The sequence below is a fragment of the Levilactobacillus wangkuiensis genome (genome assembly GCF_016861605.1).
Lineage (GTDB): Bacteria > Bacillota > Bacilli > Lactobacillales > Lactobacillaceae > Levilactobacillus > Levilactobacillus wangkuiensis.
This window is the reverse complement of record NZ_BOLM01000021.1, coordinates 22993-44029: the sequence shown is the minus strand read 5'-3', so window position 1 is coordinate 44029 and position 21037 is coordinate 22993. Positions and strand designations below refer to the sequence as shown.

Annotated in this window: 12 protein-coding genes; 11 read left to right on the top strand and 1 reads right to left on the bottom strand. The window is 49.5% G+C overall.

The features are described from left to right. Positions 1 to 178 precede the first annotated feature (178 nt). The 6 genes from JUF13_RS12100 to JUF13_RS12075 all read left to right on the top strand — a co-directional run bounded on the left by JUF13_RS12100 (position 179) and on the right by JUF13_RS12075 (position 14525). Complete coding sequence (locus JUF13_RS12100; RefSeq protein WP_225893692.1) at positions 179 to 1240, top strand: WxLIP family cell surface protein; 1062 nt, start codon at positions 179 to 181, stop codon at positions 1238 to 1240. 349 nt (positions 1241 to 1589) lie between these two features. Beyond that, the gene (locus tag JUF13_RS12095; RefSeq protein WP_203639880.1) at positions 1590 to 3809 is read left to right on the top strand and encodes a WxL domain-containing protein; all 2220 of its coding nucleotides are present in this window, start codon (positions 1590 to 1592) and stop codon (positions 3807 to 3809) included. Positions 3810 to 4126: 317 nt separating this feature from the next. Continuing rightward, complete coding sequence (locus tag JUF13_RS12090; protein ID WP_203639879.1) at positions 4127 to 6481, top strand: hypothetical protein; 2355 nt, start codon at positions 4127 to 4129, stop codon at positions 6479 to 6481. Positions 6482 to 6930: 449 nt separating this feature from the next. After that, on the top strand, positions 6931 to 9237 hold the full coding sequence (locus JUF13_RS12085; RefSeq protein ID WP_203639878.1) for an L-type lectin family protein: 2307 nt from the start codon (positions 6931 to 6933) through the stop codon (positions 9235 to 9237). Positions 9238 to 9648: 411 nt separating this feature from the next. After that, a complete protein-coding gene (locus JUF13_RS12080) occupies positions 9649 to 11850 on the top strand; it encodes an L-type lectin family protein (RefSeq protein ID WP_203639877.1) in 2202 nt (733 codons plus the stop codon). A gap of 380 nt (positions 11851 to 12230) precedes the next feature. Further along, complete coding sequence (locus JUF13_RS12075) at positions 12231 to 14525, top strand: L-type lectin family protein (RefSeq protein ID WP_203639876.1); 2295 nt, start codon at positions 12231 to 12233, stop codon at positions 14523 to 14525. 62 nt (positions 14526 to 14587) lie between these two features. On the opposite strand, the gene JUF13_RS12070 is transcribed toward JUF13_RS12075, so the two are convergent. Beyond that, the gene (locus tag JUF13_RS12070) at positions 14588 to 15049 is read right to left on the bottom strand and encodes a low molecular weight protein-tyrosine-phosphatase (RefSeq protein ID WP_203639875.1); all 462 of its coding nucleotides are present in this window, start codon (positions 15047 to 15049) and stop codon (positions 14588 to 14590) included. Positions 15050 to 15152: 103 nt separating this feature from the next. On the opposite strand from JUF13_RS12070, the gene JUF13_RS12065 reads away from it, so the two are divergent. The 5 genes from JUF13_RS12065 (at position 15153) to cshA (ending at position 20874) form a co-directional block, all read left to right on the top strand. Next, complete coding sequence (locus tag JUF13_RS12065; protein WP_203639874.1) at positions 15153 to 15728, top strand: LemA family protein; 576 nt, start codon at positions 15153 to 15155, stop codon at positions 15726 to 15728. Positions 15729 to 15736: 8 nt separating this feature from the next. Continuing rightward, positions 15737 to 16627, top strand: a complete 891-nt coding sequence (gene htpX / locus JUF13_RS12060; RefSeq protein ID WP_203639873.1) for a zinc metalloprotease HtpX — start codon at positions 15737 to 15739, stop codon at positions 16625 to 16627. Positions 16628 to 16701: 74 nt separating this feature from the next. After that, positions 16702 to 17487: a hypothetical protein gene (locus JUF13_RS12055; protein ID WP_203639872.1), complete on the top strand. Its 786-nt coding sequence runs from the start codon at positions 16702 to 16704 to the stop codon at positions 17485 to 17487. 216 nt (positions 17488 to 17703) lie between these two features. Beyond that, complete coding sequence (locus tag JUF13_RS12050) at positions 17704 to 19089, top strand: UDP-N-acetylmuramoyl-tripeptide--D-alanyl-D-alanine ligase (RefSeq protein ID WP_203639871.1); 1386 nt, start codon at positions 17704 to 17706, stop codon at positions 19087 to 19089. Positions 19090 to 19281: 192 nt separating this feature from the next. Further along, entirely contained in the window at positions 19282 to 20874 is a 1593-nt protein-coding gene (cshA, locus tag JUF13_RS12045; RefSeq protein WP_203639870.1) for a degradosome RNA helicase CshA, read from the top strand. Positions 20875 to 21037 lie beyond the last annotated feature (163 nt).

Below are 21037 nucleotides of genomic sequence, written 5' to 3'. Positions count from 1 at the left end.
AAAAGTATAGGTCTCCATGGCCTATTTGTTTACCCTTAATGTCTTAAGGGGTGTTGCACTTCAATTTTAAATCGGGCTACATTAAAAATGTTAAAGATAGTGAATGCGGTGGCGACAGCTACCGCATTCTTTGTTACAATGAACATAAAGTTGAGTTTTTATGGAGGTTGGGAGAAACATGAAACGTTGGCTAAAGATTTTAGTAACATTAGGGACGTTACTGATGGCGTTTGGCTGGTATCAACAGACTGCTCAGGCCGAAAGCGTGGGCTATTCGGTAAGCGCCATTTTGCCAAAGAACCAGGACGACAAGAAGGTCACGTACTTCGCCTTGCGGGTCAAGCCTAAGCAACAGCAGAAATTGACGATTGTGATCCGCAACACGAGTAAGTCCATGAAACGATTCCAAGTTGGGGTCAATCAAGCGATTACCAACGATAATGGGGTCATCGACTACAGTAAGGCCAATCCAACCCTGGATAGCTCACTGAAGGTCGGCATCAAGGACGTCTTCAGCAAGGACAGCACCCAAAAGGTCAACGTCCCTGCTAAGAGTACCAAGAAGGTCTCTGTGTCCTACACCATGCCTGCCAAGACGATTGACGGGATGATCTTAGGGGGCGTTTACGTTAAGCAACTGACCAATGATGACAGTTCCAGTGCAAAGAAGGGTGTCACCATCAAGAACGCCTTCGCCTACGTCATTGGGGTTCGGTTACGGGAAAGCAGCGTTGACGTTGCCCCCGACATGAAGCTTAACGCGGTCAAGGCTGGTCAGATCAACTCCTACAACCAAATCCAAGCAAACTTACAAAACCCACGTCCGGGTCTGATGAGCGAGTTAAAGGTGAAGTCCAAGGTCACCAAGGCCAATGAAACCAAGACGGTGTTGAGCAACGAGAAGAGCAACATGTCCATGGCGCCTAACTCTAACTTCAACTACTCCATTCCTTGGGGCAGCACGCAGTTAAAGGCCGGCGAATACACGTTGACCCTCGATGCTTATGCTAAGGGTGGTTACCACTGGCACTTCGTCAAGAACTTTAACGTCACCCAGGCCCAAATCAACCAATTAAAGAATAAGATCAACACGCCACAACAAAAGAGCTACCTCTGGTGGTTCGTGGCCGGTGGGATTTTAATCCTGTTGCTGCTGCTGATCATCATCTACTTGTTAATGAAGAACCGCCGTCATGATGACGACGATGCTGCCACTGACAAGACGGATACTACCAAATAAATAAAAATTGCAAACGTCGTCGACCTGACAGCCTGTGCTGTTGGATTGACGGCGTTTTTGCGTCTAAAGGTAAACAGGATGTTGCTTGATCCACGCACAAAAATGTAGGTAAGTTTACTTAACTGAATAAGTCTAAATTAGTGGGGACAAGCTGCCCCTAAAACGGGTGGAACCCGCAATGTGTGGGCAGAACATCGTATAATGGGATTAGATATTGAAGTTGATAATCAATTTGACTAGCCCTTTTTAAAGGCATTGATTACCACGAAAATTCAGAAACGTCACAATTTGTTACGATGTGAAAACAGGCCTCGTAACTTGGGGATAAAGTTGGGGAAGGAGTAAGCTTATGCGACTAAAAGTTAAAATTGCCAGTGTGCTGACCTTGCTGCTGACTTGGGGGTTAGTCGCCTGGCAAACGAGCACGGTACGAGCAGATACCACGGATGCGGACTACGACAGTGCGTTGTCCACGATGCCAGAGGGCTTGAACATCGACCAGTATTTCACGCCGGGGAATTTTACCGGCGCTAACTCGGCCTCAGTGACGGCGCCCAAGAGTCCGACCGACCCAACTCAGGCGGTGCGACTGACCTATGACCACAACCAATTGGGGACGATTTGGGCAAAGGATGATTATGACATCGACTTGACCAAGAACCAAAAGGCTTCGATGTGGATGTATTTTGGAAATAACACGGCGAATAATCAAATGGGTGATGGGATGGCCTTTGTCATGCAAAATGATCCCCGGGGGACCAAAGCCACGGCGACCACCGATACCGGTGCGACGGCCCGAGGCGAAACACTCGGGACCTGGGGCTATCCTTACAACTATCTGACATCGGGCGACACGAGTAAGATTTCCGCGCTGGCCATTCAGGACAGCTGGGCGCTCGAATTTGATACGTTTATCAATAATCAAGGCATCAATGCGAACCAAGCCAACGCGACCGACTTTGATTATTACACCGCCAATGCCGGGCTAGATGCCGGCACGACCAAACAGCATATCGCTGCGGGGTATCCAGCCGTCAGTGGGACTTATGCCAAGCGGTATGCCTCAATGAATAACGGGACCACGGATGCCTACGTTACCGTCCTCAAGCACCAGGGCCTGGTCCCTAATCTCCCCACGTTGACCAATGGCTCGTGGCATCACGTGACCTTGGCCTATACGGCCCCAACTGGCAGCGCTACCCAGGGCCTCATGACCTATACGATTAATGACAAGAACCCGTTGACCGGCGCCAACCAGACGGGGCAAAGCAACTCGTATGAGGTTGATCCGGCTAAATTAACGCCCGAGGGAAAGCCCACGGCCACCTCAGCGATGTGGGGCTTTACCGGGTCCACTGGTGATAAATATGAAAATAACCTGGTCGTCTTTGAGCAAATTCCTGGGCTGGTCGATGCGACCGCTTCGGCGTCGATTACTGACGTGACGGCCGGTCAACAGCTGGCGACCGGCACAGCGATTACGGGTGGCGACCGCCTGAAGATGACATACAAACTGACTTATAATGAGGGGCGAGCCGCCTGGAAGAACATTCAGGCCGCGATGAACATTCCCGCTAACGTGACATTACGCACGGCCAATATTGCCTACGCGGATGGAACTTCGGCCACGATTCCGATTGACGGCTTAAATGGTCGGGAGTTGGATTATACGTTGGCTAAAACGTTGAATCAGGATACCAGCGATGGCAGTGGCGGACGAACCGCGACCATCACGTTGAGCGGTCAGGCCGACAACGTGAATGCGTCAGTCGACGCTAGCTCCAGTACCTTCCGGGGGAGTAACGCGATTGCCACGGCCGACTTGCCTAGCTTTAGCATCGTTCAAACGACCGGAATCATGGCGCTTGACTTGACCTCGAATGCGGCCGTCAGCATGGCACCAAGCGATTCGACGACCATTACCGGGAAGGCGACGTTGACCGGGACGATGCCGAGTGATCGGCTGTTTACCCTGCACAGTGCTATCAATGGCGGTGCGGAGACGACCAGTAAATTTACGACCAGCGGTAATAGCGGAACGTTCAGCTTGCCGGTCAAGGGGAGCGATTTGAAGAATGGGGCCAACACGGTGGACCTGTATGTCGTGGACGCCTACGGGGATTCCTCTCCAACTGTGACGGTCACCATCAACGTGGGCATCTTTGGTTTCGGCCAGGTGTCACCCAAGAGTTCGTTTAAGGAGACGGTCTTGACGGGTCAGGCGCAGACGATTCAACGCAGCAACGACTGGTCGCTGATCATTGACGATACCCGGGGCAGTGGCAGCGGTTGGACGTTGCAAGCCAGTGCCACGCCATTTACAGGGACTAATGTGCCAGGTAACCAATTGAAAGGCAATCTGGTGTACGTGGATGCTGACCATAACGCGACGACGCTCAATTCAACGGCGACCACCGTTTTGACGCATGCGGACGATGGGAGCGCAACGACGAACGTGGTCGATAGTTGGTCGAGTGACACGGGCCTGTTGTTAAAAACGCATAGCGATGCCTTGCAGGACGATTATTCGGGCACCGTGACCTGGACGCTGTCAAACGCGGTTCACTAAGACAAATACAAGATTAAGACCACCACTGTAGGCCTCCTTAGGGGGAGCAACCTAACCAGTGGTGGTTTTTATTTGGCCCGCAACTGGCGCCATGAATGACTTAATTTCGGCAAAAGATGATGTTATACTGTATTTATTAGGGTGGTTAAATATTACACAATGCTATTTTAACTGTAAAGTAAGTTTTCCTCCATTACTAAAGCTGACTATAGGTATATTGGGGGATAAATTGCTTATCTAGACGAATTTAAATTGGATTTGCGTCGGGGCTTGTTGGTTATTGTCACAGGCACCGTAATTGTGAGGGAGGATTTTGCATGCGCTTACGAGCAAAATGGCTAGTGGTTTTTGGGGTGATTATGGCTAGTTTAGGTTGGGAACTCTGGCACGGAACGATTGTCGGCGAGGCGCTGGATGCGACGCCAGGCGATGTGATTAAATCGGCACCCCAAGGCTTAAAAGTTAAGGCCGACACCTATTTCAATTTGCCAAAAAAAATTGGTCCCCAGAGTTCCATTAGCAATTCTGCGGTGTTCGAAACCAGTGCGACGGGGGATGCCGTGGCGCTGACGCAGGATGGTAGTGCCAATCAGGGTGGGGCGATTTGGACCAGTAAACCCGTTTTTGACGCGTATCAGAACCAGCAAGCTTCAATGTGGTTTTATATTGGGACTAGTGGCACTACCCCCGGTGATGGGATGGCCTTTGTGTTGAATAAGAATAGTAATACGGCTTTTTCTGGGTTGGGTGAATCTCTGGGTGTCTGGGGTGTTGACCCTAGAACGGCCAATGGGACCGTGCAAGACTTGGCAGATACGGCGATTCCTAATAGCTGGGCATTGGAATTCGATACAGGTGTGGATCAGGTAGTACCGGCTAACAACTGGATTGTGAACCAGACCACGCCGGACTCATTTGATGTGGGAAGAATGACAGAGGCAGGTGATCCGCCAACAAAGCAGTTTTTGGGATCAGGATATAGTCCCGATAGTGATAACGATAATGTCGATGAGACTATCAAAGGTGAACATATTGCTTCGGGCTACCCAGGACAACCTAGTTCCTATCTCGCCTATCAACAAACGGGAAGGTACTATACGGGCGCGACTGGAATTTTTCAAACGAAGTATAATTACGGCACCTATAACTATTATGGGTTGGTTCACCACGGCCTGGTGCGTGATCAATTTGGCGATCGGTTCATGTCAGATGCCAAGTGGCATCACCTAACCTTGAATTATCAGGCGCCGACGGATGACTCGAATACGGGAACGCTCACGTATTCTTTTAACGATCGTAACTTGACGACCGGGGCACCTCAGAAAATGGATAGCGGTACGTTTGCGAAAGAGAAAATCAATCTTAGCAGTTTAGGTGTCTCTAGGGGCGATTCGAAACTCTATTGGGGGCTTACCGGAACGACTGGGGCAACGGACACGGAAACCAGTATGGTCGCTTTCGAACAGGTCCCTGGACAGGTGGATGCGAGTGCTTCGTCTGCTTTAACAGATGAAACGACCAACTCGGCAATTACCACTACGAATCCGACGACGAGTGTGAATGGCAATGATAAAATTAAGGCCACATATACGCTTAATTATCTGGGTGGTGGCGCCAATTGGACCGGTATCAAGGGAAAGCTAGGCTTGCCAACCAACGTTAATTGGACGAGTGGAAGAATTAGTTATCCAGACGGTTCGATTACGCCACTCGCACTGACGACCCAGAGCGATAATCAACTGGCAGTAGACGTTCACGACCTCGGAAACAAAGATGCTCTTCCCAAGCAGGCGGTTATCACGCTGGAGGGGACGGCCGCCAATCAGGATGTCAAGTCACCCGGGGCGGTGTCGAGCTTCGTCGGGGATAATGCGATTGCCAAGACGGTGACACCGGAATTTGATATCAAGGCTTCCCCATTTACAGTCGCGGTGACGCCGACTACGGCAGCGAATGCCAATACGACGGGAACCGTGACCGGCAGTATCTCCTCGACTGATAAGCTGGTCAACGGGCAAGATACCACGCTTAAGGCGGTTCTGACCGCACCGGATGGCACGACCACTGACATCGCCAGCGATAACGTGAAATTAGACACGACGGCTAATACGCACAGTGGCTACGACTTTAAGGTAACGATTCCGAAAGTACCGGTGGGAACCTCGACCTTGCAGGTCAGTGCGACCGCACAAACCGCTGGCAATAGCTATCAGGGGAGTGGAACGGGTAAAATTACCGGCGGGACCATGGACTTTGGGACCACCAGTGGCGACCTGACGTTTGACACGACCCAGCTGACTGGACGGGCCATTACGGACGTTGCTCGTGATGAGACAGGTGGTCCATGGCAACTGAACGTGGACAGTTCCCTGGTTGCCGGTACCAGTTGGCAGCTAACGGCAACGACAGACGGATTGACTAGTGGCAATGTGCCAGGCAAGCAGTTGGATGGTCACCTCATCTATAAGGATCAGGACGGCGGGATAACTCAGCTGACGAGTGGCAATGCTGCTCTGATTGCCAGTGGCACGGCTAATGGTCAAGCACAGACGACCAATATCGCTGCGGATTGGTCGGCCAATACCGGAATCCTGCTGGACTTGAATAGTAGTGCCGCTGTTGGGGACTACAGTGGCACAATTAATTGGGTATTGTCTTCGGGTCCCAAATAAATGAATGACGGACAGGTGTCGATGGCTGACCTTCAGGGATGGGGGTCGGGCGTTGGCACCTTTTTTGTTCGGCGAAATTAAGATGATTTGTAACAAAATTGTGTTTTCAAATCTGGACGGCCCTACTGGGTGAAGGTTAGGGTCGTCCTTTTTTAGGTTGATTGACGGGAAGCGTCGCCCAACCACTGGGCAACCTAAACAGACTTTAAGCTAGCTTTATGGTTCGGGTTGCCTTTAATGACGGGAAACGACTATAATATTTTTTATTCAAATGCGAAATGGTTGCGGCGGGTTCTCATTTAATCGCAATTGCAACCGGTTGTCGCTAAGAACAGCCTTTAGAAAAGTTATTGAACTATACAACGTTCGCAGCGTGACGCTTAGGTTGGAGAAGCTGGCCGGGATGACTAGTACCAGCGGGCTTTTTCAGCAGTAGGAGAGGATCGAACATGAAGTTAAAAGCAATCGCATTAGGGGTATTGGCGTTTGGGACGATACTCGGCGCGCAGACAATGACTGGGCTCGCTTCAACCAAGGAAAATGTGACTGCCGCACTGAATACGGCGCCGCAGGGGATTGCCATCGATAGTTATTTTGAAAAGGGGTCAATCGCCAATAATTCAGCTAAAATTTCAGATACGGATCACGGAAAAAATCAGGCCGTTCAGCTGACGGATGCGACGAACGGCGGGGATGAGCTGGGAACGATTTGGACCAGTGATGCCGCGGCAATGGATTTAAGCGAGAACCAAACGGCGTCGATGTGGCTGTACACGGGGAATTCATTTACCTCGAGCGGTGATGGGATGGCCTTTGTCATGCAAAATGATGAACGGGGAATCGGCGCAAGTGCCCTCAATACTAGTGATGAATCAAATCCCACGCCCGCAACTGGTGAAACGTTGGGTGTCTGGGGCGATGACGTCAATGAAAAGTACAAGAGTGCTGAGGACTTAGCCGCAACCGGGATTCAGAACAGCTGGGCGTTGGAATTTGACACCTATGCCAACAAAAGTCTGCCAAGCACGGACTCGGATGACAGTGCAGCGGACCAGAAGAAAACCTGGGATAGTTATTTCACCAATTCGGCTAATTCGGCGAACCAATTTGATTTGAATGAAAATAGTATGCATATTGCTTCGGCTTACCCGGGAGATAAGTCTTCTTATGATCTGTCGGGAAAGAACATTACCGTGACCACGTACGGGGGCTTTTTGAATCTGACACCAACGAACACGACGTACAATTATCCTTATGCGGTGCTGAACCACCTGGGTGTGATCACCAATGGCTTCAACCTCCTGGGGACTGGGACCTGGAAGCATTTAACTTTGAAATGGGATGCGTCGAGTAGTCAAATGACCTACACGTTTGACGACAAGAATCCCGATACTGGGGCCGCCAAGACGGGACTGTCGCAAACGGTCACAGTGGATAAGAATAAGCTCAATCTAGGTAGCGACAATAAGATCCGTTGGGGATTTACGGGGTCAACCGGGTCCAACTTTGAAAATAACCTGGTCGTTTTTGAACAGGTGCCTGGGTTGGTCAGCGCGAGTGCGACGGCCAAGTTAACGGACAGTACGCAGAGCGACAAGGAAATCACGTCAGCCAGTGATACGGTGAATGCCGGTGACCGGATGAACCTCAAGTACAATTTGAATTACAATGGGGGCCGAGATTCCTGGCAGGACATTCAGGCAAAACTGAAGTTGCCCAGCAATATTGTTTTTAACAACGCGACGATTACTTATGCTAACGGAGACACGCAAACGGTGACGGACCTGGATACGCAGAGTAGTGCCGGACAGGCCCTCAGTGAGACCTTGAGCAAGGAACTGTCCAGTGATAACGACGGCGCCACCATTTCACTGAGTGGGAAGGCCGTGGCCGGCAATAGTAGCGAAACCACCGTGGCCGCGACGAACAACAACTTTAATGGTTCGAATGCGATTACGCAGGCGAGTCTCACGGGCTTTAAGGTTGAGAAGAACGATGACGCCACTGTTAGCATGACGCTGACGGGGGATGGCGTTGATTCAGATAACACGACGGCCAGCAAACGACTGACCAAGGCGGCAGATGTTGCGGTGACGGGGAAAATCTCCTACGTTACGGGAACCGCCGACCCGAACAGCAGTCTGACGCTCCATCCGGTCTTAAACGGTAAGGAACTTCAGACGCAGACGCTGAGTAACAGTGATGCGGCCGGGACCTTTACTTACACCATTCCAGCTAGCGCACTGGTTGCGGGTCAAGACAACGTGCTGACATTGTACGCGACGGATAGTAAGGGGCATGCGACCAATGACGTGAGTGAGACGGTAAATCTGTCGGCGGGGTCTCGGAGCTTGGTAGCCTCGCCGAAGTCCTCATTTAATAGCGATGATCCGCAGAGCATGTCCGGGTCTGAAATGACCTTGACGCCTGATAGTAATTGGGATGTGACCGTTGATGATACCGAGGGTACTGGTGACCAATGGACCTTGACGGCGAGTGCGACCCCCTTCATTTCTAAGCTACGGGGGAACCTTTCTGCGGACATGACTTACGTGACCAGCGATGGTACCAGTAGTAGCCTGATGAGTGGGGCGGTTGACGTGCTGAGTCACACGACGACTTCGGATGACGATGTGGTCAATATCACGAATGAGTGGAACGATTCGCAAGGGTTATTCCTGAATATCCATTCCGATGCGCTCGAGGGCACGTACTTCAGCACGATCACCTGGACGCTGGGTGATACCCCGACATAGGCTGATTATCTCGTGGGTTGCCGGCTCGTTAAAAATTTAATTAGTTGTCATTTAGAGGACCTTAGTTGTGGAAACTGAGGTCCTTTTTAATGTGTTGGTGGTGGAATACTATTAAACCGCGAATGGTTGTCTGCTTGATTAGACAGGTGGAAACATTTATTGCTTTCCGGTTGTGTTTCTCTCGTAAACCGAATATAATCATATTAGTTAATAGCTAGACTGTTCTAGGGGAGTCTTTAAAATATTGACTAGTGTTTTGAACCTTGATTAGTTTTAAAAGGTTGCTAAATCAGTATTTCTTAGATAGAAAAGTTAATATCTTTTCACCAGTCAAAACTATTTGTGCGATTAATGACTAGGGCGACAAAATATCGGAGCACGGCGGAAGTTTCCGCTTAAGGAGTGACTTAAATGAAGTTGAAGCGGTTGGTAACGGGGATAGTGATTGGTTTGGCGGGGGCGACCCTGGGGTGGGAGACCTCGGCACAAGCCCAAATGTCATTAAAAGACATTACGAATAAAGCGCCACAAGGCATCAAGATTGGCAGTTACTTTGACAAAGGGGATATTGCCAATAACGCGGCGACCTTGGCAGAAACACCACACGGGAAAGACCAGGCAGTCTATCTAACTAGTGGTACTAGTCAATTGGGGACTATCTGGACCAGTGACGCGGCTGAAATGAATTTAAATGAAGACGAGTCGGCGTCGATGTGGATGTTCTTTGATAACGGGAATACGTCTTATTCCGGTGATGGGATGGCTTTTGTGATGCAAAATGATGAGCGTGGCATTAAAGCCAGTGCGACGGATCCAGCTGGGATACCCGCAACGGGTGAAACGCTTGGTGTCTGGGGGGATGATGCGAACAGTTCCTTTACCGACACGAGTAAACTAGCTGCTAGTGCGATTCAGCACAGTTGGGCACTGGAATTTGATACGTTTAATAACCATGCCGCAGATAGTCAGAAGGAAGGTTTGTTGCAGAAAGGGGTCTCTTCATTTTTTGATGAAGATATTCCTAGTGCTTATCCGCACATTGCCTCAGGTTATCCTGGGAAAGCGTCAACCTATAAAATTAATAATTTAGGAACAACCGGATTGCATTACGCTACTATGAATCATACGGGGGTCCTAAATGATCGAAACAGCTTTTTGGCAAATGGCGAATGGCATCACGTGAGCTTGTTCTGGGACCACACGGCTCAGAAGATGACCTACACTTTTAATGATAAGGATGCCTCTACTGGTAATCCGACGCCGAGTGACGCCAAGAGCTACACGACCGATAAATTCGATATGAAAGAAATCGATCCGGATGGGACTGGAAAAATCCGCTGGGGCTTTACTGGATCGACTGGAGGAAGCTGGGAGAATAACCTGGTCATTTTCGAAAAGGTCCCTGGCCTGGTTGATGCCAACTCGACAGCTAAATTGACGGATACGACTAGTGGTAACGCTGTGACTAGTGGAACGACGATTAATTCTGGTGACCGCGTACGACTCGATTACAACCTAACCTATGCGAGTGGTCGGGAAGACTGGAAAAACGTGGTTGCCAATTTGAAGTTACCTCAGGATGTGAGTTTTACGTCGGGCGTGGTTACTTACGCCAACGGGCAAAAGGATACCATCGACTTGAGTGGTCTCAGTGGTCAAAGTCTGAAGACAGTTTTAAGCCAGAACTTGTCCAAGACCAACGCGACGGCAACCCTGTCCTTGAATGGCAAGGCGGCGCCGGTTGATAGCTCAGGTAAGCCAGTGGTTGCGGGAACGACCACGAGCACGGCAGTTACGACCAGTAATTTTGTCGGGGATAATGCAATGACTTCGGCGACATTAGATAGTTTTAACGTGAAGGCCGTCAATAGTGCCATGACCCTGGCGTGGACCGGCGACAGTGCCAATGGGTCTAGCAACACGATTGGCACAACGTCGGCGACCGCTGGCAAGTCGGTTACGTTGACTGGCAAGGCCTCGTACGTTACCGGGAGTGCGGATACCAACAGCAATATCAAATTGCACGGAGAACTGAACGGCGAAGAGCTACCGGTGACCACGCTGAAGAACACGGATGCTAGCGGAACCTTTAGCTACACGGTGCCCAGTTCAGCACTGACAGCCGAGAGTAACCAGCTGATTCTGTACGCGTCCGATAGTAAGGGCAATAACAGTAACGACGTGAGCTATACCATCACGCAGGGGTCGTTGAAATTGGCCGTGGCCCCCACGATTGCGTTTAGTGGAACGCTGACCGGGCAGCACCAACAATTGGCGGCTAATGATGATTGGGATGTCGATGTGCGTGACACCCGGGGAACCGGTAGCCATTGGACCTTACAGGCGGCGGCTTCGGCGTTTACGACTGGTTCGGATGGTGCTGGTACGGTGTTGCCGGCAAGCCTGATGTATCAGGATGGGACAACTGCCGCTAACCTAAGCGCGGGAAACCAGGTTCTGATGGATCGCACGACGACCAGCGCCAACGACCTGACCAACGTGTCGGGCGATTGGGATAGTGGTCGGGGCTTGTTGCTAGATATTGGCAGTGGTGCCGCTGAAGGCCGTTATCAGGGTACGGTGACCTGGAGCTTTGTGGACGCTGTTAAATAGAAGAACGTTGTGAGAGCCTGGGTGACTGGGCTCTTTTTTCTTGGGTTAAAAACTCTTATCCAGCTAAAAGTGAGTATCTTGAATTGTACCTTAACCTCTTATAAATATTGTTATATCAACATTTTTGCTTAACTTTGGTGGTGAATGTGCTATACTAATTTCAGATGGTACATGAGGTTATTATTACACGGGTGATAATATAATAAATGTTATAAGTCACTGATAGTGAAAATCAGTGGGCAACGTTAATGGCTGCGACCGGGGAACTACCGTAACGATTGAAATTGAGATTGACGTCTGGTGTTAACCAGCGTGATAGGGTGAGGTAGTCTTGACCGGTTATGTTGCTTGGCAGATTGATTTAAATTGGGGGGATTGACATGTTTTTGAAACACGTCTTGTTAGGGGTTATTTTGGGGCTGATGGGGATTAGTTTTGGCTGGGAGATTAAGGCTAGAGCACAAGATCATTGGACCCAGAAAGAGATTCAAAATAGTGCACCACAGGGAATTAACATCAACAGTTATTTTAAGGTTGGTGGTGTTGCAAACAATTCCGCACATTTAATCGACACCAGATATGGGAGTGATCAGGCGGTCTATTTGACTAATGGACCAGAACAATTAGGGACGATTTGGACGAAGGATGAGGCCGCCATGCGGTTGAACGAGGATCAGACGGCATCTATGTGGATGTTTTTTGATGACGGTCGTACTTTCTCTTCGGGCGATGGTATGGCTTTTGTGATGCAAAATGATCCACGTGGTGGAAGTGCTAGTGCATTGGATGAAAATCACAACCCTGCTGTCGGTGAGACATTAGGCGTTTGGGGAGACGCTACCGGGAAGGGACTGCCTGATGCCAAAACGATTGCAGGAAGGGCTATTCAGAATAGTTGGGCATTGGAATTTGATACGTATTCAAATAAGGTTTGGGAAAGTGAGTTAAAAGAAAAGCTGAAAAAAGGACAGCAGTCTTTTTTTGACGAAGGCAGTTTGGATGGTGTCTCAATGGTTGATGGAAATCTTGTTAAATCTGGTGTTGCGATTGCTCACGGAAGTCAACACATTGCTTCAGGTTACCCAGGTAAAGAAAAAACTTATCAGATTAAGCATCATCCAAATTTTAGCGAAATCCCCTATGCAACCATGAGACACGAAGGTGTTCTTTTTAATGGTCCAAACTTTTTATCTAATGGTCGTTGGCATCACGTAATATTATCTTGGAATCATGTGGAGAAGAGCATGAGTTATACATTTGATGATAAAGATGCGGAGACTGGTGAAGATACACCAGAAAATCGGAGGACCTACACGAAGGAGAACGTGGACTTAAATGAAATCGATCCGCATAATAGTGGGTTAATTCGTTGGGGATTTACGGGGTCAACTGGGGATGTCTCTGAAAGCAATTTAGTTGTCTTTGAAAAGGTCCCCGGTTTAGTAGATGTGGATGCTAAGGCGGTTCTGACAGATACCACTGATAATAATCGTGTGGTGAAGCCAGATGATAGTATAAAAGCAGGGCATCAGGTCAAGCTCGATTATGATCTGAGCTATGCTAGTGGTTGGGAACCGTGGCGAAACGTGGAAGCTAACATCGACTTACCTAAAAATCTGAGCTTTACGAATGGGGTCATTACGTATGCCAACGGTCAAACGGAAAATCTTAGTTTGAGCGATCTCAAGGGACAGGATATTAAGACTAAACTGGCTCATGACTTATATAAATCAATCAATGAAAATGGCAAAACACCCAAGGATAATCAGCATGCGACTTTGTCACTGAATGGGCAGGCCGTACTACCAGAAAAAGCACCTCAAACTGGTTCTACGCGAGAGGTGGCTTCCGTGCCGGCAACTACCAGTAAATTTATTGGTGAAAATGCGGTGACAACGGCAACTTTAAATGGCTTCAAGGTGAAATCGGTCGATGATCCAATCAGTTTGCACTGGACAGGCGACAGCGTTACCGGGAACATGGTGGTGAGTGACGGTAAAGATGTTACGCTAACTGGAAAAGTTTCTCGGTTATCTGGACTGGACGGAATTAAGTTACACGTTAATTTAGATGCGAAGATACAGATGGATGAGAAAGGAAACTTTACGCTTAAGATACCAAGTGATCAGCTGCAGGCGAAGACGACTCAGTTGAAGGTTAGCGCATCTGATGCTAATGGCATTAATAGTACCAATGTCTTGGAATATACGATTACGCAAAGGTTGTTGGAATTGTCTGCTGATCCTGACTTAACGTTTGGTCAGTGTGTTCTGACTGGTCGGTCGGAGAAAATTTACCCCAAAGAAACTTTTAACGTTAGTGTTATTGATACCGGGAAATCAAGACCAGGATGGCAATTAACTGCATCGCTGAATTCAGATACACTGATGACTGAAAATGAGGAGCGGGCATTAGACGGGAAGCTCACCTATGTTGCACCAGCCACACAACAGGGGGTGGTGGTGCCTGGCCTTGAGCAATGGAAAGACCTGTCTAGACAGTCTATTGTCATTGCCACTAGTCAGGAGACAAAGCCCGAAACCAAAACTCCAAATGAAACCCTCATCGCAGGTGATTGTAAAGGCCCCCGTGGACTCTTACTACACTTGAATTCAAGTGCTATCCCGGGCCAATACTCAGGCCAAATCACGTGGGAATTAAAGAATGCACTCTAATACACACAAATAGCCCAACCTGAATCAAGTCACGATTCAAGCCGGGCTAAGGTTTTAGTAGCTTATTTAGTCAACGCATCTAACCAGGCAGGCAAGGCTTCTGCCAGTTCCTGATAGGTCAGTTCAAATTTATGGGTGTACCAAGGGTCGTCAATGGCCTCACCCTCACGACCGGGTAGGATATCCAAGCACAACTTGATTTTGGCCTGATCTTCCACAGAAGGGGCTAACCGTTGTAGGTTATATAGGTTACTGTGATCCATGGTAATAATGGTGTCCGCCCACGCAAAGTCGGCGTCCGTGATGGGCCGTGACCGGTGTTGACTGGCATCTAGACCGTGTGCACGCATGGTTTTTAAGGCACCCGGATGGGGATGATTTCCCTCCTCTTCCGGGCTGGTAGCTACCGACTTAGCCGCAAACTTATCAGTGAGCTGACGGTCAACCAACAGCTGATTAAAGATAGCTTCGGCCATCGGGGAACGGCAAATGTTGCCAAGGCAAACAAACAGAACGTGTTGCATGGGGTAACCTCCTAATTAATGGTAAAGACGGGCGTAGTTGCTGGAGTCCGCCTTGACCGTTTGTTATGATGAGTGTACCAGAAAAAATAGGAGGCGTGCACATATGGTAGCAATTATTTTAGTCATCGTGCTGGTCTTATTGGTCGTTTGGTACATTAGTTCTTATAACGGCTTGATTCGGACCCGGACGCACGTTCAAGAATCATGGAGTCAGATTGATGTTCAGTTAAAGCGGCGGAATGATTTGATTCCCAACTTGGTTTCAACGACCAAGGGGTACGCTAACTACGAACAGTCAACGTTAAAAAAGGTGGTTGCATTGCGGAACCAACTGACTGAAGTGCCAGCTGGTGATCACCAACAAACAATGGAAGTTTCTAATCAACTTTCGACGACGCTGCGGTCATTATTTGCTTTGTCTGAAAATTACCCAGACCTGAAAGCTAATACGCAGTTTACCCAATTAATGGAAGAATTAACCAACACCGAGAACAAGATTTCCTACTCTCGGCAACTGTATAACAGTTCCGTGGCCAGTTTAACGGTGAAGATTCAATCCTTCCCAAGTAACATTGTCGCTAAGGTTCACCATTTCCAAGAGAGCGACTACCTGCAAGTTCCTGAAGAAGAAAAAACGGCGCCGAAGGTTAACTTCGATGACTTTGGCCAAGATAAGTAGGCGATAACATGTTGTATGACCAAATTGCCATGAATAAACGGCGAACGGGTTACGTCATGTTTGGCTTTGGGGTGCTGACCCTAGCGATTGGCGCGGCCTTAGGCTACCTTTTCTGGAATAGCTGGATTTCTGGCACCGTGATTGCAGCAGTCGTCGCGGTTGTGTACATGCTGATTATGATTAGTCAGTCGACTAATGTGGTCATGAGTATGAACCATGCGCGTGAAATTACGGATGTCAGTCAGGCACCGCAGCTGTGGCACATGATTGAGGACATGGCGATGGTAGCTCAGGTTCCCATGCCCCGGGTCTTCATTATTGACGATGCCAGTCCCAATGCCTTTGCTACCGGTAACGACCCGGAACACGCGGCAGTCGCGGTGACCAGCGGCATTCTCTCACGTCTCAATCGTGAGGAAATGGAAGGCGTCATTGGCCACGAGATGTCTCACGTCCGGAACTATGATATTCGCCTGCAAACTATTGCTCTGGCGCTGTCCGCCGCAATCAGCTTGCTGGTCAACTTTGCCAGCAACTGGTTCTGGTGGGGCGGGAGTCGGCGACGTGATGACCGCGATTCAGGCGGTAATGTGATTGGACTGGTGATCTCAGTCTTCCTCATTATCCTGGCCCCACTTGCGGCTAGCATTGCCCAGATGGCGTTGTCCCGTAACCGGGAGTATCTGGCTGATGCCTCTAGCGTTGAACTGACGCGGAACCCACAAGGCCTAATCAGTGCTTTAGAGAAAATTGACGATAGCGCACCGATGAAAGAGGCCGACCCGAACAGTGCCGCCCTTTACATCAGTGACCCCTTCAAACACAAGCAAAAGTTTGCGGATCTGTTCGCGACCCACCCACCAATGGCTGACCGGATTGCCCGGTTAGAAAAAATGTAAAAATAGTGAGCGGTTGTGGCCGGTTTCGTAGTACAATTAAGTGTGATTGAAACTAGGGGAAAGAGTGTGCGACCATGCGCGGAAATTTTATTTATTTGAGTCTAGAACCCGTTACGAATATGATCTATTCGTTGGGCATTTCACCAGCTGATTTTTTGAATGGGGTGCCAGCCATCCCCAACCAACTGCTCTTGCTGAACGAAGAATCGGGTAACGATGTGGAAATTAATCCGCACACCCGGTTGCAGACCGTGACGGGACAAGCGCAGATTCGGCGCTATTTGTTAGCCAAACACGAGCACCCTGTGAAGTGGTTGGACTACGCGCACGGCGATGATTTGGACTTTCTATTGCCCAGCGAAATTGCTGAGCTCCTTTACCTAGCACACATGGAGACGCACCTGCGAACGCCGTTTTACGCCAAGCTTCAAAATGAGTATGCGTATCTGACGTTGCGGGACGGTTTTTACAAGACCTACTATCGGCACCTGTCAGACTTTGACCACGTGTTGGAGGTTAGCATCAAACGCCACTTGCGGTCGATGCACAACAACCGGTGGGTCTTTGCCCGGCCATTAGCAATTTCAGATGTGCCGCACGAAATTTTACTGCAGTTGATTCAGGGCTTACTCGACGGCATGATCGTGGCCTTTGACCAGCTGGTTGAGCGCCACCGCATCTACGTGATTCCGGTACGGGCCATTACCCATCCAGAACGGCAAAATACCTGGTACTCACAGGAAGAAGTTTATGCGGATTCCCGAGAAGTGGCGAGTCTGCGTTACGATCTAGCCACGCGTGAATGGGCGTTAAGCATTCACGATAACCAAGTTTTTAGTGACGTTGGCGATTTAATTTAAGACGTGTTAAGGGGAGCTGGACCGGTGTCTGGCTCCTTTTTTGCGTCCGCAACCGGGAAGTTTTTGCAGGACTTTTAAGTTAGCCGATGGCAATCCATGGTATAATGTGACTCAGAATCTAATGCGGAACAAACCGGACGGCCACGCTGCTGTCTGGCTAGTAATTTGAAACCGGGGCGGTCGAGGGGATCGCTTCGTTAATTAGGAGTAGAAAACATGAAGATGCAGCTTGCTGAAATTGCTCATGCGGTTGGAGCAATCAATGATTTCGAACAATGGCGTAGTGTTAGTGTAACGAGCGTGGCTTTTGATAGTCGTCACCTGCAACCGGGCGGCCTCTTTATTCCATTGACCGGTGAACAAGACGGTCATCAATTTATTCAGTCGGCCATCGACCACGGTGCCGTGGCAACTCTTTGGGCCCGCGACCTCGCAACTGCGCCAGCCGATTTTCCAGTGATTCAAGTCGCTGATTCATTAAAGGCGCTGCAAGCGCTCGCGCAATATTACCTATCTAAAATTAATCCCCGGGTCGTTGCCATTACCGGGAGTAACGGGAAAACGACGACGAAGGATATGATTGCCTCTGTCCTGAGTACACAGTTCAACGTGACTAAGACCCACGCCAACTTTAACAACGAAATTGGTGTGCCCATGACCGTGCTTTCCATGGAACCCAATACAGAAATGCTGGTCGTTGAAATGGGGATGGACCGGCCAGGACAGCTCGACTTCTTGAGTAAACTAGTTTCACCTGATCTAGCGGTCATCACCATGATTGGTGAAGCCCACATTGAGTTCTTCGGGACCCGCGACAAGATTGCGGACGCCAAGCTAGAGATTACCCATGGTTTAAGTGACGACGGCATCTTCGTCTACAATGGCGACGAACCCTTACTGCAGGAACGGGCGGCCGAATTGAGTCAACGGCAATTCACCTTTGGTCAAACCGCGACGGACACCATCAACGCCACGAGTGTTGATGGGACGTCCACGGAAACCCAATTTACCACGAACCAATGGCCAGACCTGACGTTCACGATTCCCATGATTGGGACCTATAACGTTAATAATGCCTTGGCTGCGTTAACGGTGGGGAATATCTACCGGATTCGGCCCGAGAACATGCAACGGGCGTTGAAGACGGTTAGTCTGACCGAGAACCGGGCTGAATGGGTGCAGAGCACTAGCGGTGCCGCTATTCTGAGTGACGTTTACAACTCAAATCCTACGGCCGTCAAGGAAGTCTTAGCGGCCTTCTCGAAGACCCCGGTCACGGGTAAGCGGTACGTGGTGTTGGGTGACATGTTGGAACTGGGCGACCAGGCGGATGCCATGCATGCCGGTCTGGCAAGTGCCATTGATCCAGCGGCCATCAGTCATGTGTACCTGGTTGGGCCACACATGGCCGCACTGCAAAATGCACTCGCTAAGCAGGCGCCAACATTGCCAGTGTCACATTACGAAAGTGCCGACCTGGCAACGCTTTCAGCCGATTTGCAGGCGCAATTAACTGCCGATGATCAGATTTTATTAAAGGGATCTCACGGCATTCATTTGGAGCAAGTGTTGGCGGCATTACAGGATTCTACTGAAAATTAAACTGAAAAATAAGCAACTTCCACAAGTCGTGGGAGTTGCTTATTTTGTTTCAGCGTTGTATGATGGCTTAGTTGTATTTATGAAACGAACTTATCCCGTCATAGCCAATCACAGTCCGCACCACGGAAAACGGATTTTTTCCAAGAACCCTGAGGCACTATGGCGACGTACCCATTTAGGAGGAAATTATTTTTGAAGTTTAAAGAACTGGGTCTTTCCGAAGACCTACTGAAAGCAGTTACGACAGCAGGTTACGAGGAAGCGACCCCAATTCAAGCCGAGACAATCCCCATGGTTTTGGCTGGTCAAGATGTGATTGGACAAGCCCAAACCGGGACAGGGAAGACTGCGGCCTTCGCTTTACCAATCTTGGAAAAGATTGATAAGAGCAACGAAAACGTTCAAGCGTTGGTTGTTTCTCCAACACGTGAACTTGCTATCCAAACCCAAGAAGAAATTTATAAATTAGGCCGTAACGAACGGGCTAACGTCCAAGTCGTTTACGGTGGGGCTGACATTCGTCGCCAAATCAAATCCTTAAAGAACCACCCGCAAGTGGTTGTTGGGACCCCGGGTCGTTTATTAGACCACATTCGTCGTCATACGCTGAAGCTGGACCACGTGCAAATGCTGGTCTTGGATGAAGCCGATGAAATGTTAAACATGGGTTTCTTGGATGACATTGAAGACATCATCAAGCAATTGCCAGAAAAGCGTCAAACGATGCTCTTCTCCGCAACTATGCCTCCCGAAATCAAACGGGTTGGTGTCCAATTCATGCAAGACCCTAAGCACGTGAAAATTAAGGCCAAGGAATTAACGACCGACTTGATCGATCAATTCTACGTCCGTTCACGTGACTTCGAAAAGTTTGATGTTATGACACGGTTCTTCGACGTGCAATCACCAGACTTGACGATTGTCTTCACGCGGACTAAGCGCCGGGTTGATGAAATCTCAAGCGGTTTGCAAGCTCGTGGTTATAACGCTGCTGGGATTCATGGTGATTTGACGCAAAAGCGTCGGACCCAAATCATGAACGAATTCCGTCATGGTAAGTTAGATATCTTAGTCGCAACCGATGTGGCTGCCCGTGGTATCGATATCAATGACGTGACCCACGTTTATAACTACGATATTCCACAAGATCCTGATAGTTACGTTCACCGTGTCGGCCGTACCGGTCGTGCCGGGAAGCATGGGGTTTCCATGACTTTCGTAACGCCTAACGAAATGGATTACTTGCGTGAAATTGAAAAGCTGACGAAGGTGCGTATGCTGCCTTTGAAGCCACCTTCGGATGAAGAAGCCCTGGTTAGCCAACTGGGCGCTGCTAAAGAAGAAGTTGACGCTTTAGTTAGCAAGACGGATACTGAAAAGTACGCTAAGACGGCTGAAAGCCTCTTAAGCCAATACGATGCTGAAGACTTGGTTGCCGCGCTCTTAAACGACTTAACCAAGGACAGCAGTCAGGTTCCTGTTAAGATCACGCCAGAACGTCCATTGCCTAAGCGCGGTGGCAAGGGTCATGGCGGTGGCGGTTACCATCACGGTGGTGGCAATCATCGTCGTGGCGGTAACGGCGGCGGTGGCTACCGTGGCCATCGGAACAACGATTCACGTGGCGGCAGTCGTGGCGGTTCACGCGGCCATGATTCTCGCAACCACGACTCCCATGATTCACGGAGCCATGGTGACAACCGGAGTCACCGTAGCAACGGTGGCAACAGTGGTCGGCGTAACGAAGGTGGCAGCCGCGGCTTCACCATTCGTAAGAAAGACTAGTTTCATTTAAATTGATTAGAGGGGTCCTCACCAGTCGCATACTGGTGGGGATTTTTTGTATAGAGAGCGTGGAGCAGGGCGGTTAACTGGCGAGCATTAACGGCGAAAAGTGAAAGTCCCTGATCCTGGGACTTTTGCTTTTCGGTGTTAAGCGGAACCAGTT